The sequence below is a fragment of the Halobacillus naozhouensis genome, from assembly GCF_029714185.1.
Lineage (GTDB): Bacteria > Bacillota > Bacilli > Bacillales > Halobacillaceae > Halobacillus_A > Halobacillus_A naozhouensis.
The window spans coordinates 2,369,206-2,385,733 of sequence record NZ_CP121671.1 but is presented as its reverse complement, the minus strand read 5'-3'; the positions used below and the strand labels follow the sequence as shown (position 1 = coordinate 2,385,733).

At 40.6% G+C, this 16,528-nt stretch carries 22 protein-coding genes; 21 read left to right on the top strand and 1 reads right to left on the bottom strand.

Translation table 11 applies throughout. From position 1 onward, the window contains the following. Positions 1–53: 53 nt before the first annotated feature. Together mntR and P9989_RS12545 are read left to right on the top strand one after the other, a co-directional pair. The gene (gene mntR, locus P9989_RS12550) at positions 54–500 is read left to right on the top strand and encodes a transcriptional regulator MntR (RefSeq protein ID WP_283075253.1); all 447 of its coding nucleotides are present in this window, start codon (positions 54–56) and stop codon (positions 498–500) included. Between the two features lie 112 nt (positions 501–612). Further along, on the top strand, positions 613–1,467 hold the full coding sequence (locus P9989_RS12545) for a patatin-like phospholipase family protein (RefSeq protein ID WP_346274844.1): 855 nt from the start codon (positions 613–615) through the stop codon (positions 1,465–1,467). Positions 1,468–1,482: 15 nt separating this feature from the next. Here the strand turns inward: P9989_RS12545 and P9989_RS12540 are convergent, their stop codons facing one another. After that, complete coding sequence (locus tag P9989_RS12540; protein WP_283075252.1) at positions 1,483–1,887, bottom strand: SA1362 family protein; 405 nt, start codon at positions 1,885–1,887, stop codon at positions 1,483–1,485. A 295-nt stretch (positions 1,888–2,182) separates the two neighbouring features. On the opposite strand from P9989_RS12540, the gene P9989_RS12535 reads away from it, so the two are divergent. From P9989_RS12535 to P9989_RS12445, 19 genes are all read left to right on the top strand, one after another. Further along, positions 2,183–2,767 carry a YqhR family membrane protein gene (locus P9989_RS12535; RefSeq protein WP_283075251.1) on the top strand — a complete coding sequence of 195 codons (585 nt, stop codon included), beginning with the start codon at positions 2,183–2,185 and terminating at the stop codon, positions 2,765–2,767. A 197-nt stretch (positions 2,768–2,964) separates the two neighbouring features. Then, entirely contained in the window at positions 2,965–4,026 is a 1,062-nt protein-coding gene (locus P9989_RS12530; RefSeq protein ID WP_283075250.1) for a M24 family metallopeptidase, read from the top strand. 28 nt (positions 4,027–4,054) lie between these two features. Further along, positions 4,055–4,612 (top strand): elongation factor P, encoded by a 558-nt coding sequence (efp, locus tag P9989_RS12525; RefSeq protein WP_283075249.1) that lies wholly within the window; start codon positions 4,055–4,057, stop codon positions 4,610–4,612. 315 nt (positions 4,613–4,927) lie between these two features. Further along, the gene (gene spoIIIAA, locus P9989_RS12520; RefSeq protein ID WP_283075248.1) at positions 4,928–5,887 is read left to right on the top strand and encodes a stage III sporulation protein AA; all 960 of its coding nucleotides are present in this window, start codon (positions 4,928–4,930) and stop codon (positions 5,885–5,887) included. Continuing rightward, positions 5,850–6,359, top strand: coding sequence for a stage III sporulation protein SpoIIIAB (gene spoIIIAB, locus P9989_RS12515; RefSeq protein WP_283075247.1), 510 nt, complete (start codon positions 5,850–5,852; stop codon positions 6,357–6,359). The genes spoIIIAA and spoIIIAB overlap by 38 nt, the downstream gene beginning before the upstream one ends. An 18-nt stretch (positions 6,360–6,377) precedes the next feature. Continuing rightward, positions 6,378–6,584 (top strand): stage III sporulation protein AC, encoded by a 207-nt coding sequence (gene spoIIIAC / locus P9989_RS12510; protein ID WP_079530249.1) that lies wholly within the window; start codon positions 6,378–6,380, stop codon positions 6,582–6,584. A gap of 5 nt (positions 6,585–6,589) precedes the next feature. Continuing rightward, a complete protein-coding gene (gene spoIIIAD, locus P9989_RS12505) occupies positions 6,590–6,988 on the top strand; it encodes a stage III sporulation protein AD (RefSeq protein WP_079530248.1) in 399 nt (132 codons plus the stop codon). A 17-nt stretch (positions 6,989–7,005) separates the two neighbouring features. After that, positions 7,006–8,169 carry a stage III sporulation protein AE gene (gene spoIIIAE, locus P9989_RS12500; RefSeq protein WP_283075246.1) on the top strand — a complete coding sequence of 388 codons (1,164 nt, stop codon included), beginning with the start codon at positions 7,006–7,008 and terminating at the stop codon, positions 8,167–8,169. A gap of 12 nt (positions 8,170–8,181) precedes the next feature. Beyond that, complete coding sequence (gene spoIIIAF / locus P9989_RS12495) at positions 8,182–8,784, top strand: stage III sporulation protein AF (RefSeq protein WP_283075245.1); 603 nt, start codon at positions 8,182–8,184, stop codon at positions 8,782–8,784. Continuing rightward, positions 8,777–9,388 (top strand): stage III sporulation protein AG, encoded by a 612-nt coding sequence (gene spoIIIAG / locus P9989_RS12490; RefSeq protein ID WP_283075244.1) that lies wholly within the window; start codon positions 8,777–8,779, stop codon positions 9,386–9,388. The genes spoIIIAF and spoIIIAG overlap by 8 nt, the downstream gene beginning before the upstream one ends. 12 nt (positions 9,389–9,400) lie before the next feature. Further along, complete coding sequence (locus P9989_RS12485) at positions 9,401–9,940, top strand: SpoIIIAH-like family protein (protein WP_283075243.1); 540 nt, start codon at positions 9,401–9,403, stop codon at positions 9,938–9,940. A gap of 165 nt (positions 9,941–10,105) precedes the next feature. Next, positions 10,106–10,606 (top strand): acetyl-CoA carboxylase biotin carboxyl carrier protein, encoded by a 501-nt coding sequence (gene accB, locus P9989_RS12480; RefSeq protein ID WP_283075242.1) that lies wholly within the window; start codon positions 10,106–10,108, stop codon positions 10,604–10,606. A gap of 15 nt (positions 10,607–10,621) precedes the next feature. Then, positions 10,622–11,998, top strand: coding sequence for an acetyl-CoA carboxylase biotin carboxylase subunit (accC, locus tag P9989_RS12475; protein ID WP_283078905.1), 1,377 nt, complete (start codon positions 10,622–10,624; stop codon positions 11,996–11,998). Beyond that, a complete protein-coding gene (locus tag P9989_RS12470; protein WP_283075241.1) occupies positions 11,995–12,396 on the top strand; it encodes an Asp23/Gls24 family envelope stress response protein in 402 nt (133 codons plus the stop codon). Before accC ends, P9989_RS12470 begins: the two co-directional genes overlap by 4 nt. A 266-nt stretch (positions 12,397–12,662) precedes the next feature. Beyond that, the gene (gene nusB, locus P9989_RS12465) at positions 12,663–13,040 is read left to right on the top strand and encodes a transcription antitermination factor NusB (RefSeq protein WP_283075240.1); all 378 of its coding nucleotides are present in this window, start codon (positions 12,663–12,665) and stop codon (positions 13,038–13,040) included. 23 nt (positions 13,041–13,063) lie between these two features. After that, positions 13,064–13,915 carry a bifunctional methylenetetrahydrofolate dehydrogenase/methenyltetrahydrofolate cyclohydrolase FolD gene (gene folD / locus P9989_RS12460; protein WP_283075239.1) on the top strand — a complete coding sequence of 284 codons (852 nt, stop codon included), beginning with the start codon at positions 13,064–13,066 and terminating at the stop codon, positions 13,913–13,915. A 13-nt stretch (positions 13,916–13,928) separates the two neighbouring features. Continuing rightward, on the top strand, positions 13,929–15,275 hold the full coding sequence (gene xseA / locus P9989_RS12455) for an exodeoxyribonuclease VII large subunit (RefSeq protein WP_283075238.1): 1,347 nt from the start codon (positions 13,929–13,931) through the stop codon (positions 15,273–15,275). Then, positions 15,272–15,508: an exodeoxyribonuclease VII small subunit gene (locus P9989_RS12450; RefSeq protein ID WP_283075237.1), complete on the top strand. Its 237-nt coding sequence runs from the start codon at positions 15,272–15,274 to the stop codon at positions 15,506–15,508. Before xseA ends, P9989_RS12450 begins: the two co-directional genes overlap by 4 nt. After that, positions 15,509–16,390 (top strand): polyprenyl synthetase family protein, encoded by an 882-nt coding sequence (locus tag P9989_RS12445; RefSeq protein WP_283075236.1) that lies wholly within the window; start codon positions 15,509–15,511, stop codon positions 16,388–16,390. The last annotated feature ends 138 nt before the right edge of the window (positions 16,391–16,528 follow it).

Here is a 16,528-nt window from a genome sequence, read left to right as displayed (position 1 = left end):
TATCCTTTTTATGAAGCAAATTACATAAACATCAGCAATATTGGGGGTTTAACATGCCAACACCAAGCATGGAGGATTATATCGAACAAATTTATATCTTGATTGAAGATAAAGGGTATGCACGTGTATCTGACATTGCTGAAAACCTTCAAGTGCATCCATCATCCGTTACGAAAATGGTTCAGAAATTAGATCGTGACCAATACTTAAACTACGAAAAATACCGCGGGCTTATTTTAACCCCAAAAGGAAAGAAAATAGGCAAAAGGCTAGTCTATCGTCATGAACTGCTAGAACAATTTCTAGAGATTATCGGTGTGAATCAGGATAAAATTTATAATGATGTTGAAGGGATCGAACATCATTTAAGCTGGGATTCCATCGATCGTATAGGAGATTTGGTCCAGTATTTTGAGGAAAACAGCTCACGGGTAGAAGAGCTCCGGGGAGTTCAGCAGAAAAATGAAGACCAAAATAATGAAGCAAAACCAGACGCATAAATATGCGTCTTTTTTGTTTTAACAAAGTTGTTCTAACCAATCAAATTCCGTTTATATATGTAATAAGCGGGGTGATCTTATAAATATAGATGGTGTGTTTTCAGGCGGCGGAGTGAAAGCATTAGCTTTCATAGGAGCACTCGAAGTGTTAGATGAGAATGGATATCGTTTCCAAAGAGTTGCTGGAACTTCCGCCGGGGCGATCGTGGCTTGTTTAATTGCGTCCGGTTATCAAGCTAAGGATCTAAAGAAGATATTAGTAGAACTGTCTTTAGAAAAATTAATTGATACACCGTTTCCAGAAAAGTTCCTCCCGTTCTACAAATGGTTGTTACTATACTTCCGCATGGGCTTATTTAAAGGGAACCGTCTAGAAAATCTGCTTGAGAAATGGCTTGAACAAAAAGGAGTCCATACTTTTGCTGACTTGCCACATGGCAGCCTAAAAGTCATTTGCTCAGATTTAACTTTAGGTAAAATGGTTGTGATACCAGATGATCTGCACAGGCTGTATGGAATTGATCCCGATACATTTTCAGTGGCTAAAGCTGCTCGAATTAGTGCTGGTTTACCTTATTTTTTTATGCCAGTCAAACTGCACGGGAAGAAAGGCAAATCACTGTTAGTGGACGGGGGAGTGCTGAGTAACTTTCCCATTTGGTTATTCGAAAATGAACAGGGTAAACGGAGACGTCCGATATTGGGTATGCAATTAAGTGATCCACCAGACCAGCTTCCCGAGCAAAAAATAAAAAATTCTATCCAAATGTTCCATGCCTTATTCCGTACTATGAAAAAAGCGCATGATGCTAGATATATTTCGGAGTCTACCAGTCGTGATGTCATATTTATTCCGGTAAAAGGAGTCGAAACGACAGATTTTTCTATGAATGCCGACCAAAAAGAAAAGTTAATGAGTATCGGGAAAGAGAAGGCGAAGCAATTTCTGGACCGTTGGAAGAAATAAAAAAATCGAGCCGCACTAGAAGGTGGCTCGATTTTTTCCTTTGCTTTTACTGCCCTCAATGACACGCAAATTTGGCGTGTTTTTTCGTTTTGGCTTCTTTTTCTTCGAATTTACTGAGAGTTTTGTGTCTAGCTTTGATTTATTGCTTTTAATGGGCTGGGACGATTTATATTTTTGTTTTGATTGTTTAACAGCCTGTTTATATTTCTTCATTTCATTACTATTTCTGCCGCTGCCTGATCCGACTCGATTACGAAGAAACAAGAAGTAAATAGCACCGAAAACTAGTACGGCTATTCCAATCGTCATAATAATTGATGATAGAAAGGACGATGGGTTATTCACCAATTGAAATCCAACATAGAAAATGGCGAGTGAAATCATCGTGTACATAACCAGAGCACCCCAGTTTCTCAACATCTTTACAGCTCCCTCCTCCGGTAAAATTATTTAAATCTCCTTTTACTATTGTATATACCCTTAATTCCTCTGTTCTTATCATGATTGACTATCTTTTTCACATCTTTATGTTGATCTATGTTTCATAGATATCGGAACCAATCAGATGGAAGTCTCGCTACTTTAGATTCTGTCCCTTCTACCTAATATTATTCAATAAATTTTATCATCCTATACGCATTTTTAGAGTTAAGGTCTTTCTTTTATTTTACCGCAAAGACATCAGATTCACTACCATTAAAGATAAACTCTTAGCATGAATTATAACTTAATGGAGAAAATAAATGCTGAGGTGATAAAAATGGAAGGGAATTCAAAAGAACCTAAACAAAATCAGGAACATATAGAACAAAGTACTCAGGAACCGCCACAAAGTGTATTATCGAAAACGTTGGTTATAGGGTTTGTAGCAGGAATATTATGGGGCGGACTTGGTGGAGTGTCGTACTACTTTAATTTTTCCCAGGTATCAGCTGCCACATTCATTTTTCGTTCCTTCTGGCAAACAGATTGGACAAGCACATTTTTAGCTGAAGTTTTGGCGATTGGGATAGTTGCCGTTTTATCTATATTTATGGCTCTCGCTTATTATGTCGTATTAAAAAGGAAAGATGGAATATGGCCAGGCCTCATTTTCGGGGTCGTTCTATTTGGGGTTTTATTTTACTTAATGAACCCCATTTTCCAGGCAGTACCTGAATTTACACAACTCACAATTGATTCCATCGTGACAGCTGTCTGTCTGTTTGTTTTATATGGGGTATTTATAGGGTATTCCATATCATATGAATATCATGAATATAATCAACCAACACAGACTGCAAAACAGCCAACAGAATGATGATATTTTAAGAGTATGGTAAAATTAGAAAAGTGGAAGTGCATAAGTGGATACAACACAGCAAATTGGGCTGAAATGTGTTGTAATCGGTCTGATCTCACATGGGTGGCATGTCTATGATATATGAAATCATAATTGGCTGCTGCCTGTGTGCGGGTTAGTACGAGAACGCTGATATTGGAAGGGAGAAAAGGATAATGAATAAACTGGGGAAATTGCGTCAGGCAATGAAAGATCAGCAGTTACATGGATTGTTAATCACAAGCAGTCAGAACCGCCGATATCTCACAAACTTTACGGGTTCTTCGGGGGCAGTCTTGATTACAGAGCAGGCAGCGGTCTTCATCACGGATTTTAGATATACGGAACAGGCCGCTGAACAGGCAGATGGATTCAAAATTATAGAACATAAAGGTCCTATGGCTGAAGAGATCAGTACACAGGTGGAGAAGCTGCAAATAAAAAAACTTGGGTTTGAACAAGATCACGTTACATACAAACAATATGATGTTTATCGCAACCATTTGAAGACAGAGTTAATTCCAACTTCTGGACTTATTGAAAAGTTGCGTTTGATCAAGACGGAAGATGAACTTAATATCATTAAGGACGCTGTGAAAATTGCGGATGACGCTTTTGAACATATTCTGTCTTATATAAAACCAGGGTTAAAGGAAATTGATGTGTCGAACGAGTTAGAGTTTTTCATGAGAAAACAAGGAGCAACTTCGTCAAGTTTTGATATTATTGTGGCTTCAGGCAATCGATCTGCGCTTCCACATGGTGTAGCTTCTCAAAAAGAAATTCAGTCAGGAGAACTTGTAACCTTAGATTTTGGAGCACTTTACAAAGGCTACTGCTCCGACATCACACGAACCGTAGCTGTAGGAGAAATTAGTGATGAATTGAAGGAGATTTACGATACCGTTCTCCAAGCGCAGCTTAAAGGAATGGAAGGCATTAAGGCTGGCATTACAGGTAAAGAAGCCGATGCACTTACACGTGATTATATAGCGGACAAAGGCTATGGAGAATACTTTGGCCATTCCACAGGCCATGGAATTGGTCTTGATGTACATGAGGGCCCAGGGTTATCGTTTAGGACAGAGCAAGTGTTAGAAGCAGGAATGGTCGTAACGGTTGAGCCTGGTATTTATGTTCCAACTGTGGGTGGATGTAGAATTGAAGATGACACGATCGTAACAGAGTCAGGAAATGAACGTTTGAGTCGTTCACCAAAGGAACTAATCATTCTATAAATAGAGGAAAGTATAAAGGAGGATACCAATGATTTCTGTAAATGATTTTCGTACGGGATTAACAATTGAAGTGGATGGTAATATTTGGCAGGTGATGGATTTTCAACATGTAAAACCTGGTAAAGGAGCGGCTTTCGTGCGCTCGAAGCTTCGTAATCTAAGGAATGGTAATATACAAGAAAAAACATTTCGCGGCGGTGAGAAAGTAGAGCGAGCTCATATTGAAAACCGTAAAATGCAATACTTGTATGAGTCAGGAGATATGCATGCCTTTATGGATACCGAAACATTCGAACAAGTTGAATTACCAACTGCTCAAATTTCCCATCAGCTTAATTATTTAAAAGCAAACATGGAAGCTCAGATTCAGTCTTACCAGGGAGAAACAATCGGAGTTGAACTTCCTAAGAACGTAGAACTAGAAGTAACCGAAACTGAACCTGGAATTAAAGGTGACACAGCAAGCGGTGGAACAAAACCTGCTACACTTGAAACAGGTCTTATTGTACAAGTTCCATTTTTCATAAATGAAGGGGAAACGTTGGTTATTAGTACCACAGATGGGAAATATGTATCTCGAGCTTAATTGAATAAGGGTATCATTAGAGTCAGCCTGCGAGGGCTGGCTCTTTTTTTGGCCCCGCACGATGTGCTGGTTTTTAAACGAACTTCTGGCTCGCTCCATTCTTAGTCGAACCTCCTCTACAAATTGCTTAAATCTGAACATCCCCCGTCATGTTTCCCGGGACGTTTACGCGTATGTTCTTGTTTTAAATTAATAGAGGGTTAGCAGAAGAGGTTTTTCTACTAGATTTTCAGTATAAAATCACAGGTGAACTGTCATAACTCCTGTGCTTGTACATAGGTATAAGGTAAATCAATAAAAGGAGTTTTGGGTTGAATGAAAGAGGTCATGAGATTATTTCCAGAACACTATCACCCTCTCCTATTAAAAAACATCGAATGGAAAAGTGTTCAAGAAATTCGTTTGCGGGTTCATCAACGATTGGAGGTGCTAGATTCAAGAGGTGTTCGAACACTGACTGACATTCGTTTAACACCAGAAGATTTATCCTTTGTATTAAACCAAATCAGTCAATTTTCCCTTTATCGATTGCAAGACGAAATAAAAGAAGGGTTTATCACCATAGAAGGCGGGCATAGAGTTGGGTTGGCAGGAAAAGCCAATACGAAAAATCGGGATATCGAAACACTTAAATTTATTTCTTTTATGAATATACGCATTGCCCGCTCCACCGTTAGCTTGGCAGAAAAGATTCTTCCTCATCTGCTTGATCGAGGTAGATGGCAAAATACTTTAATTATTGGACCGCCGCATTCAGGGAAAACCACGTTGCTGCGAGAGCTTTCTAAATGTATTGGTACAGATTCAAGTTTGAAAAAGGCTTCAAAGGTTGGGTTAGTAGATGAACGATCAGAGCTGGCTGCTTGTCATCAAGGCATTCCTCAACTGGATGTCGGAGTCAGAACTGATGTGATGGATGCGTGCCCTAAGGCGGAAGGCATGATGATGATGATACGTTCTATGTCCCCTGAAGTTATATTGGTAGATGAATTGGGCGGTGAGAGAGATGCTGAAGCAGTTCGCGAAGCTGTTTATACAGGCGTTCAAGTGATCTGCAGTATTCACGGCAGCAATCTTGCGTCTGTACAGAAGAGGAATGCTGCCAGCAGTTTAATAAGTGAACAAGCCTTTGACAGGTACATCGTACTCGAAAGGCTTTCATCTCATCAAAGTGGTTCTTTTCGAATTCTAAATGCACAAGGAGCAGAAATCACTTCCTATGGAGGGAGAGATAAGCATGGCGTGGATCGGCGCCTTAATCGTATTAACCGTTAGTACATGGGTAGGTTTTGATATAGCAGCAAGGTTTAAAAAAAGACCTGGCCAAATCCGGCAATGGAAGAGTGCCCTGCAAATGATTGAAGCAGAAATGGTTTATGGTCAATCTTCCTTATGGGAGGTTTGTGATAATATTTCAAGACAATTGCCTCAGCCATTGAGCGAATTTTATTCGAGTTTGATGATGGAAAGGGAGTCATGTACGGATTTTGCAGCCTTGTGGACAGACAGCCTAAAACAACATTGGTATAAAAATGCCATGACAAAAACAGATTTGGATATATTAGCCCAATTTGGAAGTACATTAGGGCAGCATGATCTCCAGCAGCAGCAAAAGCAAATTAAGTTAACACTTCATCACCTCGATTTGCAATTAACTGATGCCATTGAATCTTCAGGCAAGCATCAGAAACTCGCTCGGGGAATAGGGGTCTTAAGTGGTCTGTTCGTGATTATATTACTCATATGATAAGGAGGAAGGGACATTGTGCTTCAAGATGCATCCATCCTGTTTCAAATCGCCGGAGTCGGTATTATCGTAGCAATGATTCATAGTATTTTAAAGCAAATGGGCAAAGAAGAAATTGCTCAAGTAGTCACGTTAACAGGTTTTATCATCGTTCTTTTCATAGTTCTCCATCGCCTTGCTGAATTGTTTCAACAAATAAAATCTGTCTTTTTATATCAGGGGTAGAGTATATGGGGATTTTACAAATCGTTTCACTTGGATTAGTCGCGACATTATTGATCGTGTTATTAAAAGAGCAGAAGACTTCGATTGCATTTTTGCTTCTTTTAATAACGGTGATCATTATCTTTACGACTGTTCTAGATCAGATCAAATACATTTTTTCCTTACTCCAGTACATGGCAGACCAAGCAAAAGTAGAGTCCGTTTATTTTAAGACGATCCTCAAGATTATTGGAATTGCCTATATCACAGAATTCGGCGCACAGTTGATCAGAGATGCCGGATTGAATGCCCTCGCTTCTAAAGTCGAACTGGTAGGGAAGTTATTTATTCTAATGCTTGCTATCCCCATTATTACAGCTGTTATTGAAACGATTTTGGACTTTATTCCTGGAGCGGCAGGATGAGAATTGAGTGGTTTAAAATGATACGTTTATTTTTTATAAGCTGTTTATTGATCGGGATGATTTGTTACCCTGACTCAGTTTCAGCTTCAACACCACAAGATGCTGTACCTTCCTTAATGGAACATGTTTCTACTAACGAACTCGAACAAAGTTTGCAGCAGCTCAATCAGAAGTATGGCGATTACTTACCAGATATTTCAATAAAGGACTTTCGGAGCGTTATGGAAGAGGAGGGGGGGAGTACCCCTAAAGGGTGGGTGTCTGGCATTCTATCTTTCCTTTTTCATGAGTTAATGTCCAACGGAAAATTGCTAGCATCATTGTTGTTTCTTACTTTGTTCAGCACGTTATTACAAGCTATGCAATCTTCTTTCGAGAATACAGTTGTGAGTCGAATCGCTTACATGGTGATTTACCTTGCCCTTATTGCCCTGGCATTGGAGAGTTTTGGACAAGTCATTGATTACACGATCGGTGCGATCAACCAGATGAGCAGCTTTATGATTGGCCTGCTCCCCTTGCTTTTAGGGATTATGGCCTCGTTTAGTCATCTTATGTCATTCTCATTTTTTCACCCTATTATCGTTGTTCTTGTTCAATCCAGTGGACTGTTAGTGAAAATTATTCTCATTCCGCTATTTGCCTCATCAGCACTGTTATTAATTGTTGGGACGTTGAATGATACGTATAAAGTGGATCAGCTTGCTGAGTTATTGAGGAAAACCGGTATGGCAATTATGGGTGTATATCTAACAATTTTCCTTGGAGTGATTTCTGTCCAGGGGACCGTAACGGCTGTTCAGGATGGCGTCACAATGAAAACAGCACGTTTCGTAACAGGAAACTTTGTTCCTGTCGTCGGGCGTTTGTTTACAGATGCTACAGATACGATTCTCGGCGCGTCCCTGTTGTTGAAAAATACGTTGGGACTGGCAGGGGTCATTATTTTATTAGGGATAGCGATCTTCCCGGCATTAAAAGTGTTTGCGATAGCTTTGATTTATAAATTGGCTGCTGCACTCTTGCAGCCGTTAGGAGACGGACCTGTCATTACAGCAATGGCAATCGTGAGTCGCCATATTATGTACATTTTCGCAGCATTACTCATGGTCTCAATGATGTTCTTCCTCGTTATTGTGATTATGGTTGCTGCTAGCAATATTACTATGATGGTTCGATGAGGGTGATAACAGATGGCAGCCTTTACTCAATGGATCACACAAATTGTATTATTTTTACTATTAGCAATGGTTGCGGATGCTCTTCTTCCGTCAGGTTCAATGAAGAAATATGCACGGCTAGTGATGTCCATCCTGTTAGTGCTCATATTGTTGAGCCCTTTGCTAAAAGTACTTCAGATCGACCCACAAACATTAGTCGAGTCGGCGGAATATCAATTGGAGAGCCGTTCAACTACTGAGCAATTAGCAGAGGAAATAGAGTCAAAGAAAAATGAAATAATACAGGGACAAGATGCATATACATTACAACAAGTCACAGAAACCATCTCGAATAAAATGGAGGAGCCACTTCAAGTGCAATTCGATCTTTCACTTGAAAAAGTGGACATGACCTTTTCAGAAGAACCCCATAGTCTGGAATCGTTGGACAAGCTGATCTTATACGTGGCCTCCACACCAGGTCAAGGAGCTGTAGAAGAAGTAGCGATCTCCATAACCGAGGACGAACAGACGTTGGAACGAAACCAGGAGCAGGAAATTCTTGACATGGCAGCTGGTTTATTGGGATTGCAAAACGATAAAATTGAAATCCGCTGGGAGGAAAACAATGAGTAAATGGTGGAATAAGCTGTTTAAACCTCTGTCTTCAGGGGATGGCCCAAAAATAAATAAGCCTAAATACTTTATTATCGTTGGCTTAATTGGAGTTTTTTTCATTATCATAAGCAACTGGTTTCAAACACCAACTAATGAGGCACCTCCTCAGCCGAAGACTGTCCAGGAGTCACCCAGCAGTAAAGAGGCGCCTTCAGCTGTTTCAATTAGTCAGCTGGAAGTGGAGTATGAGAAACAACTCACTCCTCTTCTTGAAAATATAAAAGGGGTTAGTGAAGTAGAGCTCATGATCAATTTGGCTGCTACTAAAGAAAAGGTATTCGATAAAAATTTAATTATCTCAAAACAAACTACAAAGGAAACTGATACGAATGGGGGAGAAAGAGAAATTGAAGATTATTCAAAGGAACAGCAGTTAGTCCTGGTGAGGCAAGGCGACCGGGAAGTACCACTGCTAGTTAAAACAAAGAAACCTGAAGTAAGAGGTGTTTTTGTAACTGCCAAAGGTGTGGATCAAATGAAAGTTAAAGGCTGGGTGGTAGAAGCAGTGTCAAGAGTGCTAGATGTGCCAAGTCATAGAGTTTCCGTTTTGCCTAAATCATAGGGAGGGATTATTTTGGTAAAAAAACAGACGGTTTGGTTGTTGACGATGTTAAGTCTGCTAATTGTTTTGAGTGTGTACTACATGACATCACCGGATAGTGGGGAAATGGCCTTCATCCAGGATGCAGAACTAGAGCAAACTACGGGTAACATGAACGGAGATGGAACTACAGATGACACAGTCGTTTCGCAAATGTCTTCAGATGAACTGTTTGCATCAATCCGTTTAGAAATGCAAAATAAACGCGATAAGTTGGAAGAACAGTGGTCGGCAGTTATGGCATCATCTACCGCTACCATCGAAGAAAAGGCTAAAGCTACTGAAAACTTAGACAACCTGCAGGATAGGAGAACGAAAGAAAACATTCTTGAGAAAACGATAAGTGCCAGTGTACCTTATGAAGATGTACTCGTTAGGGCGGAAGACAATGGCGTACATGTGACAGTGAGAGCGAACGAATTATCTAAATCTCAAACGAGGGAAATTATGCAAATGGTCTACGATGAGTTCGGAGAAGTTCCTGTTGATGTGAAATTCCAACCATCCAAATAGCTTTTTAAAACCAGGGTCAGCCCTTCACACAGTACAAGGGTTGATCCTTTTGTGTGTCTTAAGATCTTTCTTTCAGTTGCAGGTCCTCAACATGTATCGTAAAATATTAAAAGGAATGAATAGTTTTTAGTTTTTAAGTATTCTACATAAGGGAGTGCCGTAATTATGTTAAAGGTGCAGGAAATACGTGAATTAATTAAGTTAATTGATGACTCTCATATTGATGAATTTAGTTATGAGTCAGATGGAACAAAGGTATCGATGAAAAAAAATAGTGAACAAGTAGTAACAGAAGTACCGACTGAGGTGAAACAGTCAGCAGTTCCACAACAAACGCAACCAGTACAGGAAGAGCAGACACAGCGAAAAGAACCTGCTGTTGAAAAGAAAGAACAAGAAACTCAGTCTGAGGAAAGTTCTCATTATGATAAAGAAGTCATTTCGCCTATGGTTGGGACGTTCTATCAATCACCTTCTCCGGATCAAGGTCCATACGTCCAGGTGGGTGATCAAGTGAAACAGGAATCTGTCGTTTGTATAGTAGAAGCGATGAAACTATTTAATGAAATTGAAGCGGAAGTTTCAGGAGAAATCGTAGAAATCCTTGTTAATGACGGTGAACTTGTGGAGTATGGTCAGCCGTTGTTCCGCGTGAAAACTGCATAATACGGAGGTTAAATGATGATAAAAAAAGTATTGATTGCCAACCGGGGAGAAATTGCCGTCCGTATTATCCGGGCTTGCAAGGAGATGGGTATTGAAACAGTAGCTGTCTACTCAGAAGCAGATAAAGAAGCTTTGCATGTACAAATCGCTGATGAGGCCTATTGTGTTGGCCCGACTTTAAGTAAGGACAGTTACTTGAACTATACAAATATTATGAGTGCAGCGACATTAACTGAATCTGATGCCATTCATCCAGGTTATGGATTTTTAGCTGAAAATGCTGAATTTGCAGAGCTTTGTGATGAGTGCAACATCACATTCATTGGTCCGTCTTCCTATGCTATTCAGAAAATGGGTACAAAAGATGTCGCCAGGGAAACTATGAAGGAAGCAGGTGTCCCTATTGTCCCAGGTTCAGAGGGAATTATCGCTGATGTTGAGGAAGGCAAGCAGGTAGCTAATGAAATTGGTTATCCCGTTATCATAAAGGCGACTGCTGGCGGAGGCGGTAAAGGAATCCGTGTTGCCAGAACAGAGGAAGATCTCGTGAAGGGGATTAATGTTACCCAACAAGAGGCAGAAACAGCATTTGGTAACCCGGGTGTCTATATTGAGAAATTCATCGAAGATTTCCGCCACGTTGAAATACAGGTGCTGGCTGACAATCACGGCAATGCTGTCCACTTAGGAGAACGGGACTGTACGATTCAACGTCGTTTGCAAAAGTTGATTGAGGAAACACCGTCCCCTGCCGTAACACCGGAAATTCGCCAGGAAATGGGTGAGGCAGCGGTTAAAGCTGCTTTAGCCGTTGATTATTCTGGAGCGGGAACAGTTGAATTTATTTTTGATAAGGAGAAGAGTAATTTCTACTTCATGGAAATGAACACCCGTATCCAGGTTGAACATCCCGTCACGGAGATGGTTACGGGAATTGATTTAATTAAAGAGCAACTAAAGGTTGCAAACGATGAGAAGCTTTCCTTTACTCAAAAAGAGATCACGTTTGACGGATGGGCGATTGAATGCCGCATCAATGCGGAAGATCCACATAAAAACTTCATGCCCTCCGCTGGACGAATTGATATGTATTTAGCACCAGGCGGATTTGGTGTACGTGTAGATTCGGCAGCCTATCCTGGATATATGATTCCACCATATTACGACTCAATGGTGGCAAAATTGATCACATATGGTCGTGACCGGGAGGAAGCCATTCAAAAAATGAGAAGAGCTTTAGATGAGTTTGTCATTGAAGGGGTTCATACTACCATACCATTCCATAGTCGTATGATGGAACATGAAGTGTTTGTCGGCGGCGATTTTAACACAAAATTCCTGGAAAACTATACTATAATGGAGGACAGCAAAGAAGGGAGTGGTCACAAGTGAGTGAGAAACAATTACTTAACGTTTCAGAAGGGTCCACACTTGGTAATGTAGAGATTGCTCCAGAAGTTATCGAAGTTATAGCTGGAATCGCCGTGTCTGAAGTAGCAGGCGTTGCTTCTATGCGTGGAAACTTTGCCTCAGGTGTTGTGGAACGCCTTGGAAAAAAGAACCATGGAAAAGGTGTAAAAGTAGAACTTGCTGAAGACGGCATTTTAATTGATGCTTATGTCGTAATGGATTACGGGATTTCTATTCCAGATACGGCAAAAAAGATTCAAGACAATACAAGTCAGGCGCTAAAAAATATGACAGCTCTTGAGATTAAAGAAATGAATGTCCATATCGTTGGGATTCAAATGGAAGGTAAAGAAGAAGAGCCTGAAACAGAAGAAGTTTAATAAAAAGACCAGTTATGGGGTTCCCCGGCTGGTCTTTTCGCATTGTATGGCTTTTCAGGTGGTAAAATGTTATTATTCTAACGGAAATGACATTAAAGTGTGTGTTCAAGATTTGACGAATGAGAAACAAGAAGTCCGAGGCGTGAAAGTTTTGAGGGCCACAGCGTATGCCTTTTAATACGTGAGGACCGGAAAACCGAGCAACGAAGAAATTCGCCTTTTATCATTTGGTGACTTTTTGAACATCCTCTTAAAGGAGAATGATTATGAAAAGACGTACAGCGAGGGAAAAGGCATTTCAAGCTCTTTTTCAAATAGATTCAAGTGAAATAAACACAGAAGAGGCGATTGAACATGTGATGGACGAGCAAGTTCATGATGCGTTTGTAAACCAGTTGGTCCACGGCGTGGTTACAAATGGAACTGAGATCGATCAGTGGATTGAAAATCATTTAGAGAATTGGACATTTTCACGATTGGCTCGTGTTGAGAAAACACTGCTTCGTATGGCCGCCTATGAGATAAAATTTACTGAAGATGTACCAAGTCAAGTAGCCATCAACGAAGCAGTAGAGTTAGCCAAGTTATTTGGTGAAGATCAATCAGGTAAATTTATAAATGGTGTTTTATCAAAAATGATGTAGTTCATTCAAAGGAGGACGTTGAGGTGTCAGCTGAAGTTATTTACGGAAAGAAATTAGCAGAAGAGTTACGCCAAGAAATGAAAGAAGAAACTGCCAAATTAGCGAAAAACGGTATTTATCCAAAATTAGTTGTGGTGATCGTAGGTGAAGATCCAGCTTCTATGTCCTATGTTAAAGGAAAGCAACGAGCATCAGAAAAAATCGGAATGGATTCTGACTTGATTGAATTATCCGAAGAAACATCAGAAGCTGAACTATTAAACATTATCAATCGGTTAAATGAGGATAAAACGGTTCATGGCATTTTGGTGCAGCTGCCTTTACCTCAGCAAATTGATGAACAGAAGGTGATTGAAGCGATCAATCCCAGCAAAGACGTGGATGGTTTTCACCCGATAAACGCTGGGCGGATGTTGACAGGTCAGGAAACCTTCTATCCCTGTACACCATTTGGAATCTTAGTCATGCTGAAGCGTGCCAACGTATCCATTGAAGGGAAGCATGTAGTCATCATTGGGCGCAGCAACCTGGTGGGAAAACCGGTTGGCCAATTGTTATTAAATGAACATGCAACTGTTACCCACTGCCATTCTCGGACGGAAAATCTAAGGGAGCATACAAAACGTGCAGATATCCTAATTGTAGCTGCTGGTAAAGCGGGTTTAATTACAGGAGAAGATATATCTGAAGGCACAGTTGTTATCGATGTCGGCGTCAATCGTGTGGACGGGAAGTTAACAGGAGATGTTGACTTTGAATCGGCAAAGGAAAAGGCTTCTTATATTACCCCTGTTCCTAAGGGCGTCGGTCCGATGACCATTACTATGCTATTGCATAACACCATTAAAGCAGCGAAGTGGATAGAGCAAAAATAGGGGAGATTTACTTGTGAAAGATCGCTATTTGACGGTAACGGCGCTAACTAAATATATAAAAAGGAAAATTTCCCACGACCCTCATCTGAAAGAAGTGTGGCTGAGGGGGGAAATCTCGAATTTTAAACAGCACACCCGTGGTCATATGTATTTATCGATCAAGGACAAACAATCGCGTATTCAAGCTGTAATGTTTGCTGGAAATAATCGCAGGCTTAAATTCATGCCGGAAAATGGTATGAATGTGCTCATCCGTGGTGAGATCAATGTTTATGAACCTATGGGACAGTATCAACTGTACATACAAGACATGCAGCCTGATGGAATCGGCGCATTGTACTTGGCCTATGAGCAATTAAAGGAAAAGCTCCAAAAAGAAGGACTTTTTGAAGTGACCAACAAAAAAGCACTTCCTAGCTATCCGGAACATGTAGGTGTGATCACATCACCTACAGGAGCAGCAGTCCGTGACATCCTAACAACTATTAAACGGCGGTATCCAATTGTGAAAGTTTCCATTCTCCCTGTGCTCGTCCAGGGAGATTCAGCAGCGGCTTCTGTAGAGAAAGCTATACACTATGCGAATGGACACTTGAATTGTGATGTTCTTATAGTAGGGCGAGGTGGCGGTTCCATTGAGGATTTGTGGTGCTTTAATGAAGAAGTAGTTGCCCGGGCTATACACCATTCTCAAATCCCTGTCATCTCTGCTGTCGGGCATGAAACAGATACGACAATCAGCGATTTTGTAGCTGATACAAGAGCAGCAACACCAACGGGAGCAGCGGAAATTGCTGTACCTTCATTGAAAGAGCTGACAGAACAGCTTAAAGTGACGACTCAACGTCTAACCCGGTCTGTAACTCTTAAACAATCAGAGGCTGGAGAACGACTTACACGGTTAAAGAAATCCTATGCATTTAAATATCCGGAGCAGCTTTTGAAACAAAAGGAACAGGAGCTTGATCGGCAACTAGAACAACTGTCAAGAAATATAAATGATCTTTATAATCAGAAAGCCGAACGTTTATCTTACATGAAGAAGCGACTGATTCAACAGCACCCACAAGAGGAATTTCAAATGAATCGAAAACTCCTGGATAAACAAACAAAGCAATTAAGTATAAGTTTTAATAGACAGGTCTGTACAAAAAAAGATCGATTTCATGCTGTTTTAGATAAGCTGGGACTGCTGAATCCCCTGGACATAATGAAAAGGGGGTATGCCATTCCTTATACAGAAAAAGGGAAGGTACTAAAAAGTGTTGATCAAACTAAACCGGGCCATTCATTAACAGTAAAACTTCATAATGGCAGTTTGCATTGCCTTGTAAATGATATTGAGGAGGATCAGTCATGACAAATCAAGAAAAGGAACTTACTTTTGAACAGGCCATGGATCAATTGGAAAAGCTCGTGGAAAAACTTGAAGAAGGAGATGTGCCCCTGGAAGAAGCAATTCAGTATTATCAGGACGGCATGAAGCTTTCAAAGTTTTGTAATGAAAAACTTAATCATGTTGAAGGCCAAATGCAGCAAATTTTAAATGAACATGGAGAATTTGAACCATATGAAGTCCAGGAGGAGGAATAAGTGAATGCTTTTCAAGACGATCTGAAGTACTATCAGCAGGCTGTCAATGACAGAATGTTTGAATTTGTTAACAAATACATTAATCCGGGACGAGTACGAGATGCGATTCTTCATTCTATAGATGCTGGAGGAAAACGTGTTCGCCCAATCCTCCTTCTTTCCACGATAGAGGCGTTTGGAGCTGATTATACACGTGGATATGCAGCAGCATGTGCAATAGAGATGGTTCATACATACTCTTTAATTCATGACGACCTTCCTGCAATGGATGATGACGACTTGAGAAGAGGTCAACCAACAATTCACAAGGCATTTGATGAAGCTACGGCGATTCTTGCGGGAGATGCTCTCCTCACCCTAAGCTTTCAAGTCATCACCGAAGACCCAAGCTTAACTAGTGATGAAAAAGTATTTCTGATCCGAGAGCTTTCCAGGGCAAGCGGCGGCTCTGGAATGGTAGATGGACAAATGAAGGATATGCTAAGTGAGGGAAAGCGAGTTGTGTTAGATGAATTGAAATCCATCCATATGAATAAAACGGGACAGTTGCTTTCTTTCTCCATTATAGCGGGTGCTTTTCTAAGTCATTCCTCCACACAAACCTTTAAGAAAATGGAGAAGATGGCAAACGTCCTTGGTCTTATTTTTCAAATTCAGGATGATATTTTAGATGTATTAGGGGATGCCAATGCTATTGGCAAACCGGTTGGCAGTGACGAAGGAAACGAAAAAAGCACTTATCCGCAATTGCTGGGCGTTGAAGGGGCGATTAGAGAAATGAACGAGTATGTGGATATTGCCTTGCAATCTCTAGAGAAAGCAGAATTGAATCATACGTTTTTAGCTGCCCTGATTGATTTCTTAAGCACGAGGGACCGATAAGCGTTCAAGGGAAATTCATTGAGCCACGTGAAGGAATATGGTATATTAAAGTTACAAAAGGAATGGTGCAGTATTCTAGTCGGTCCTCCGTTCCTGAAGGCGGGCCTAAAAATCCGCCAAAGGGCACATCGATGAAGT

Coding starts and splice junctions, on each gene's coding strand:
- spoIIIAG (WP_283075244.1), top strand. CDS start 8,777: ATGAGTAAATGGTGGAATAAGCTGTTTAAACCTCTGTCTTCAGGGGAT.
- spoIIIAA (WP_283075248.1), top strand. CDS start 4,928: ATGAAAGAGGTCATGAGATTATTTCCAGAACACTATCACCCTCTCCTA.
- spoIIIAD (WP_079530248.1), top strand. CDS start 6,590: ATGGGGATTTTACAAATCGTTTCACTTGGATTAGTCGCGACATTATTG.
- efp (WP_283075249.1), top strand. CDS start 4,055: ATGATTTCTGTAAATGATTTTCGTACGGGATTAACAATTGAAGTGGAT.
- P9989_RS12540 (WP_283075252.1), bottom strand. CDS start 1,887: ATGTTGAGAAACTGGGGTGCTCTGGTTATGTACACGATGATTTCACTC.
- spoIIIAF (WP_283075245.1), top strand. CDS start 8,182: ATGGCAGCCTTTACTCAATGGATCACACAAATTGTATTATTTTTACTA.
- P9989_RS12535 (WP_283075251.1), top strand. CDS start 2,183: ATGAATTATAACTTAATGGAGAAAATAAATGCTGAGGTGATAAAAATG.
- nusB (WP_283075240.1), top strand. CDS start 12,663: ATGAAAAGACGTACAGCGAGGGAAAAGGCATTTCAAGCTCTTTTTCAA.
- spoIIIAE (WP_283075246.1), top strand. CDS start 7,006: ATGATACGTTTATTTTTTATAAGCTGTTTATTGATCGGGATGATTTGT.
- mntR (WP_283075253.1), top strand. CDS start 54: ATGCCAACACCAAGCATGGAGGATTATATCGAACAAATTTATATCTTG.
- P9989_RS12530 (WP_283075250.1), top strand. CDS start 2,965: ATGAATAAACTGGGGAAATTGCGTCAGGCAATGAAAGATCAGCAGTTA.
- spoIIIAB (WP_283075247.1), top strand. CDS start 5,850: ATGGCGTGGATCGGCGCCTTAATCGTATTAACCGTTAGTACATGGGTA.
- P9989_RS12450 (WP_283075237.1), top strand. CDS start 15,272: ATGACAAATCAAGAAAAGGAACTTACTTTTGAACAGGCCATGGATCAA.
- accC (WP_283078905.1), top strand. CDS start 10,622: ATGATAAAAAAAGTATTGATTGCCAACCGGGGAGAAATTGCCGTCCGT.
- accB (WP_283075242.1), top strand. CDS start 10,106: ATGTTAAAGGTGCAGGAAATACGTGAATTAATTAAGTTAATTGATGAC.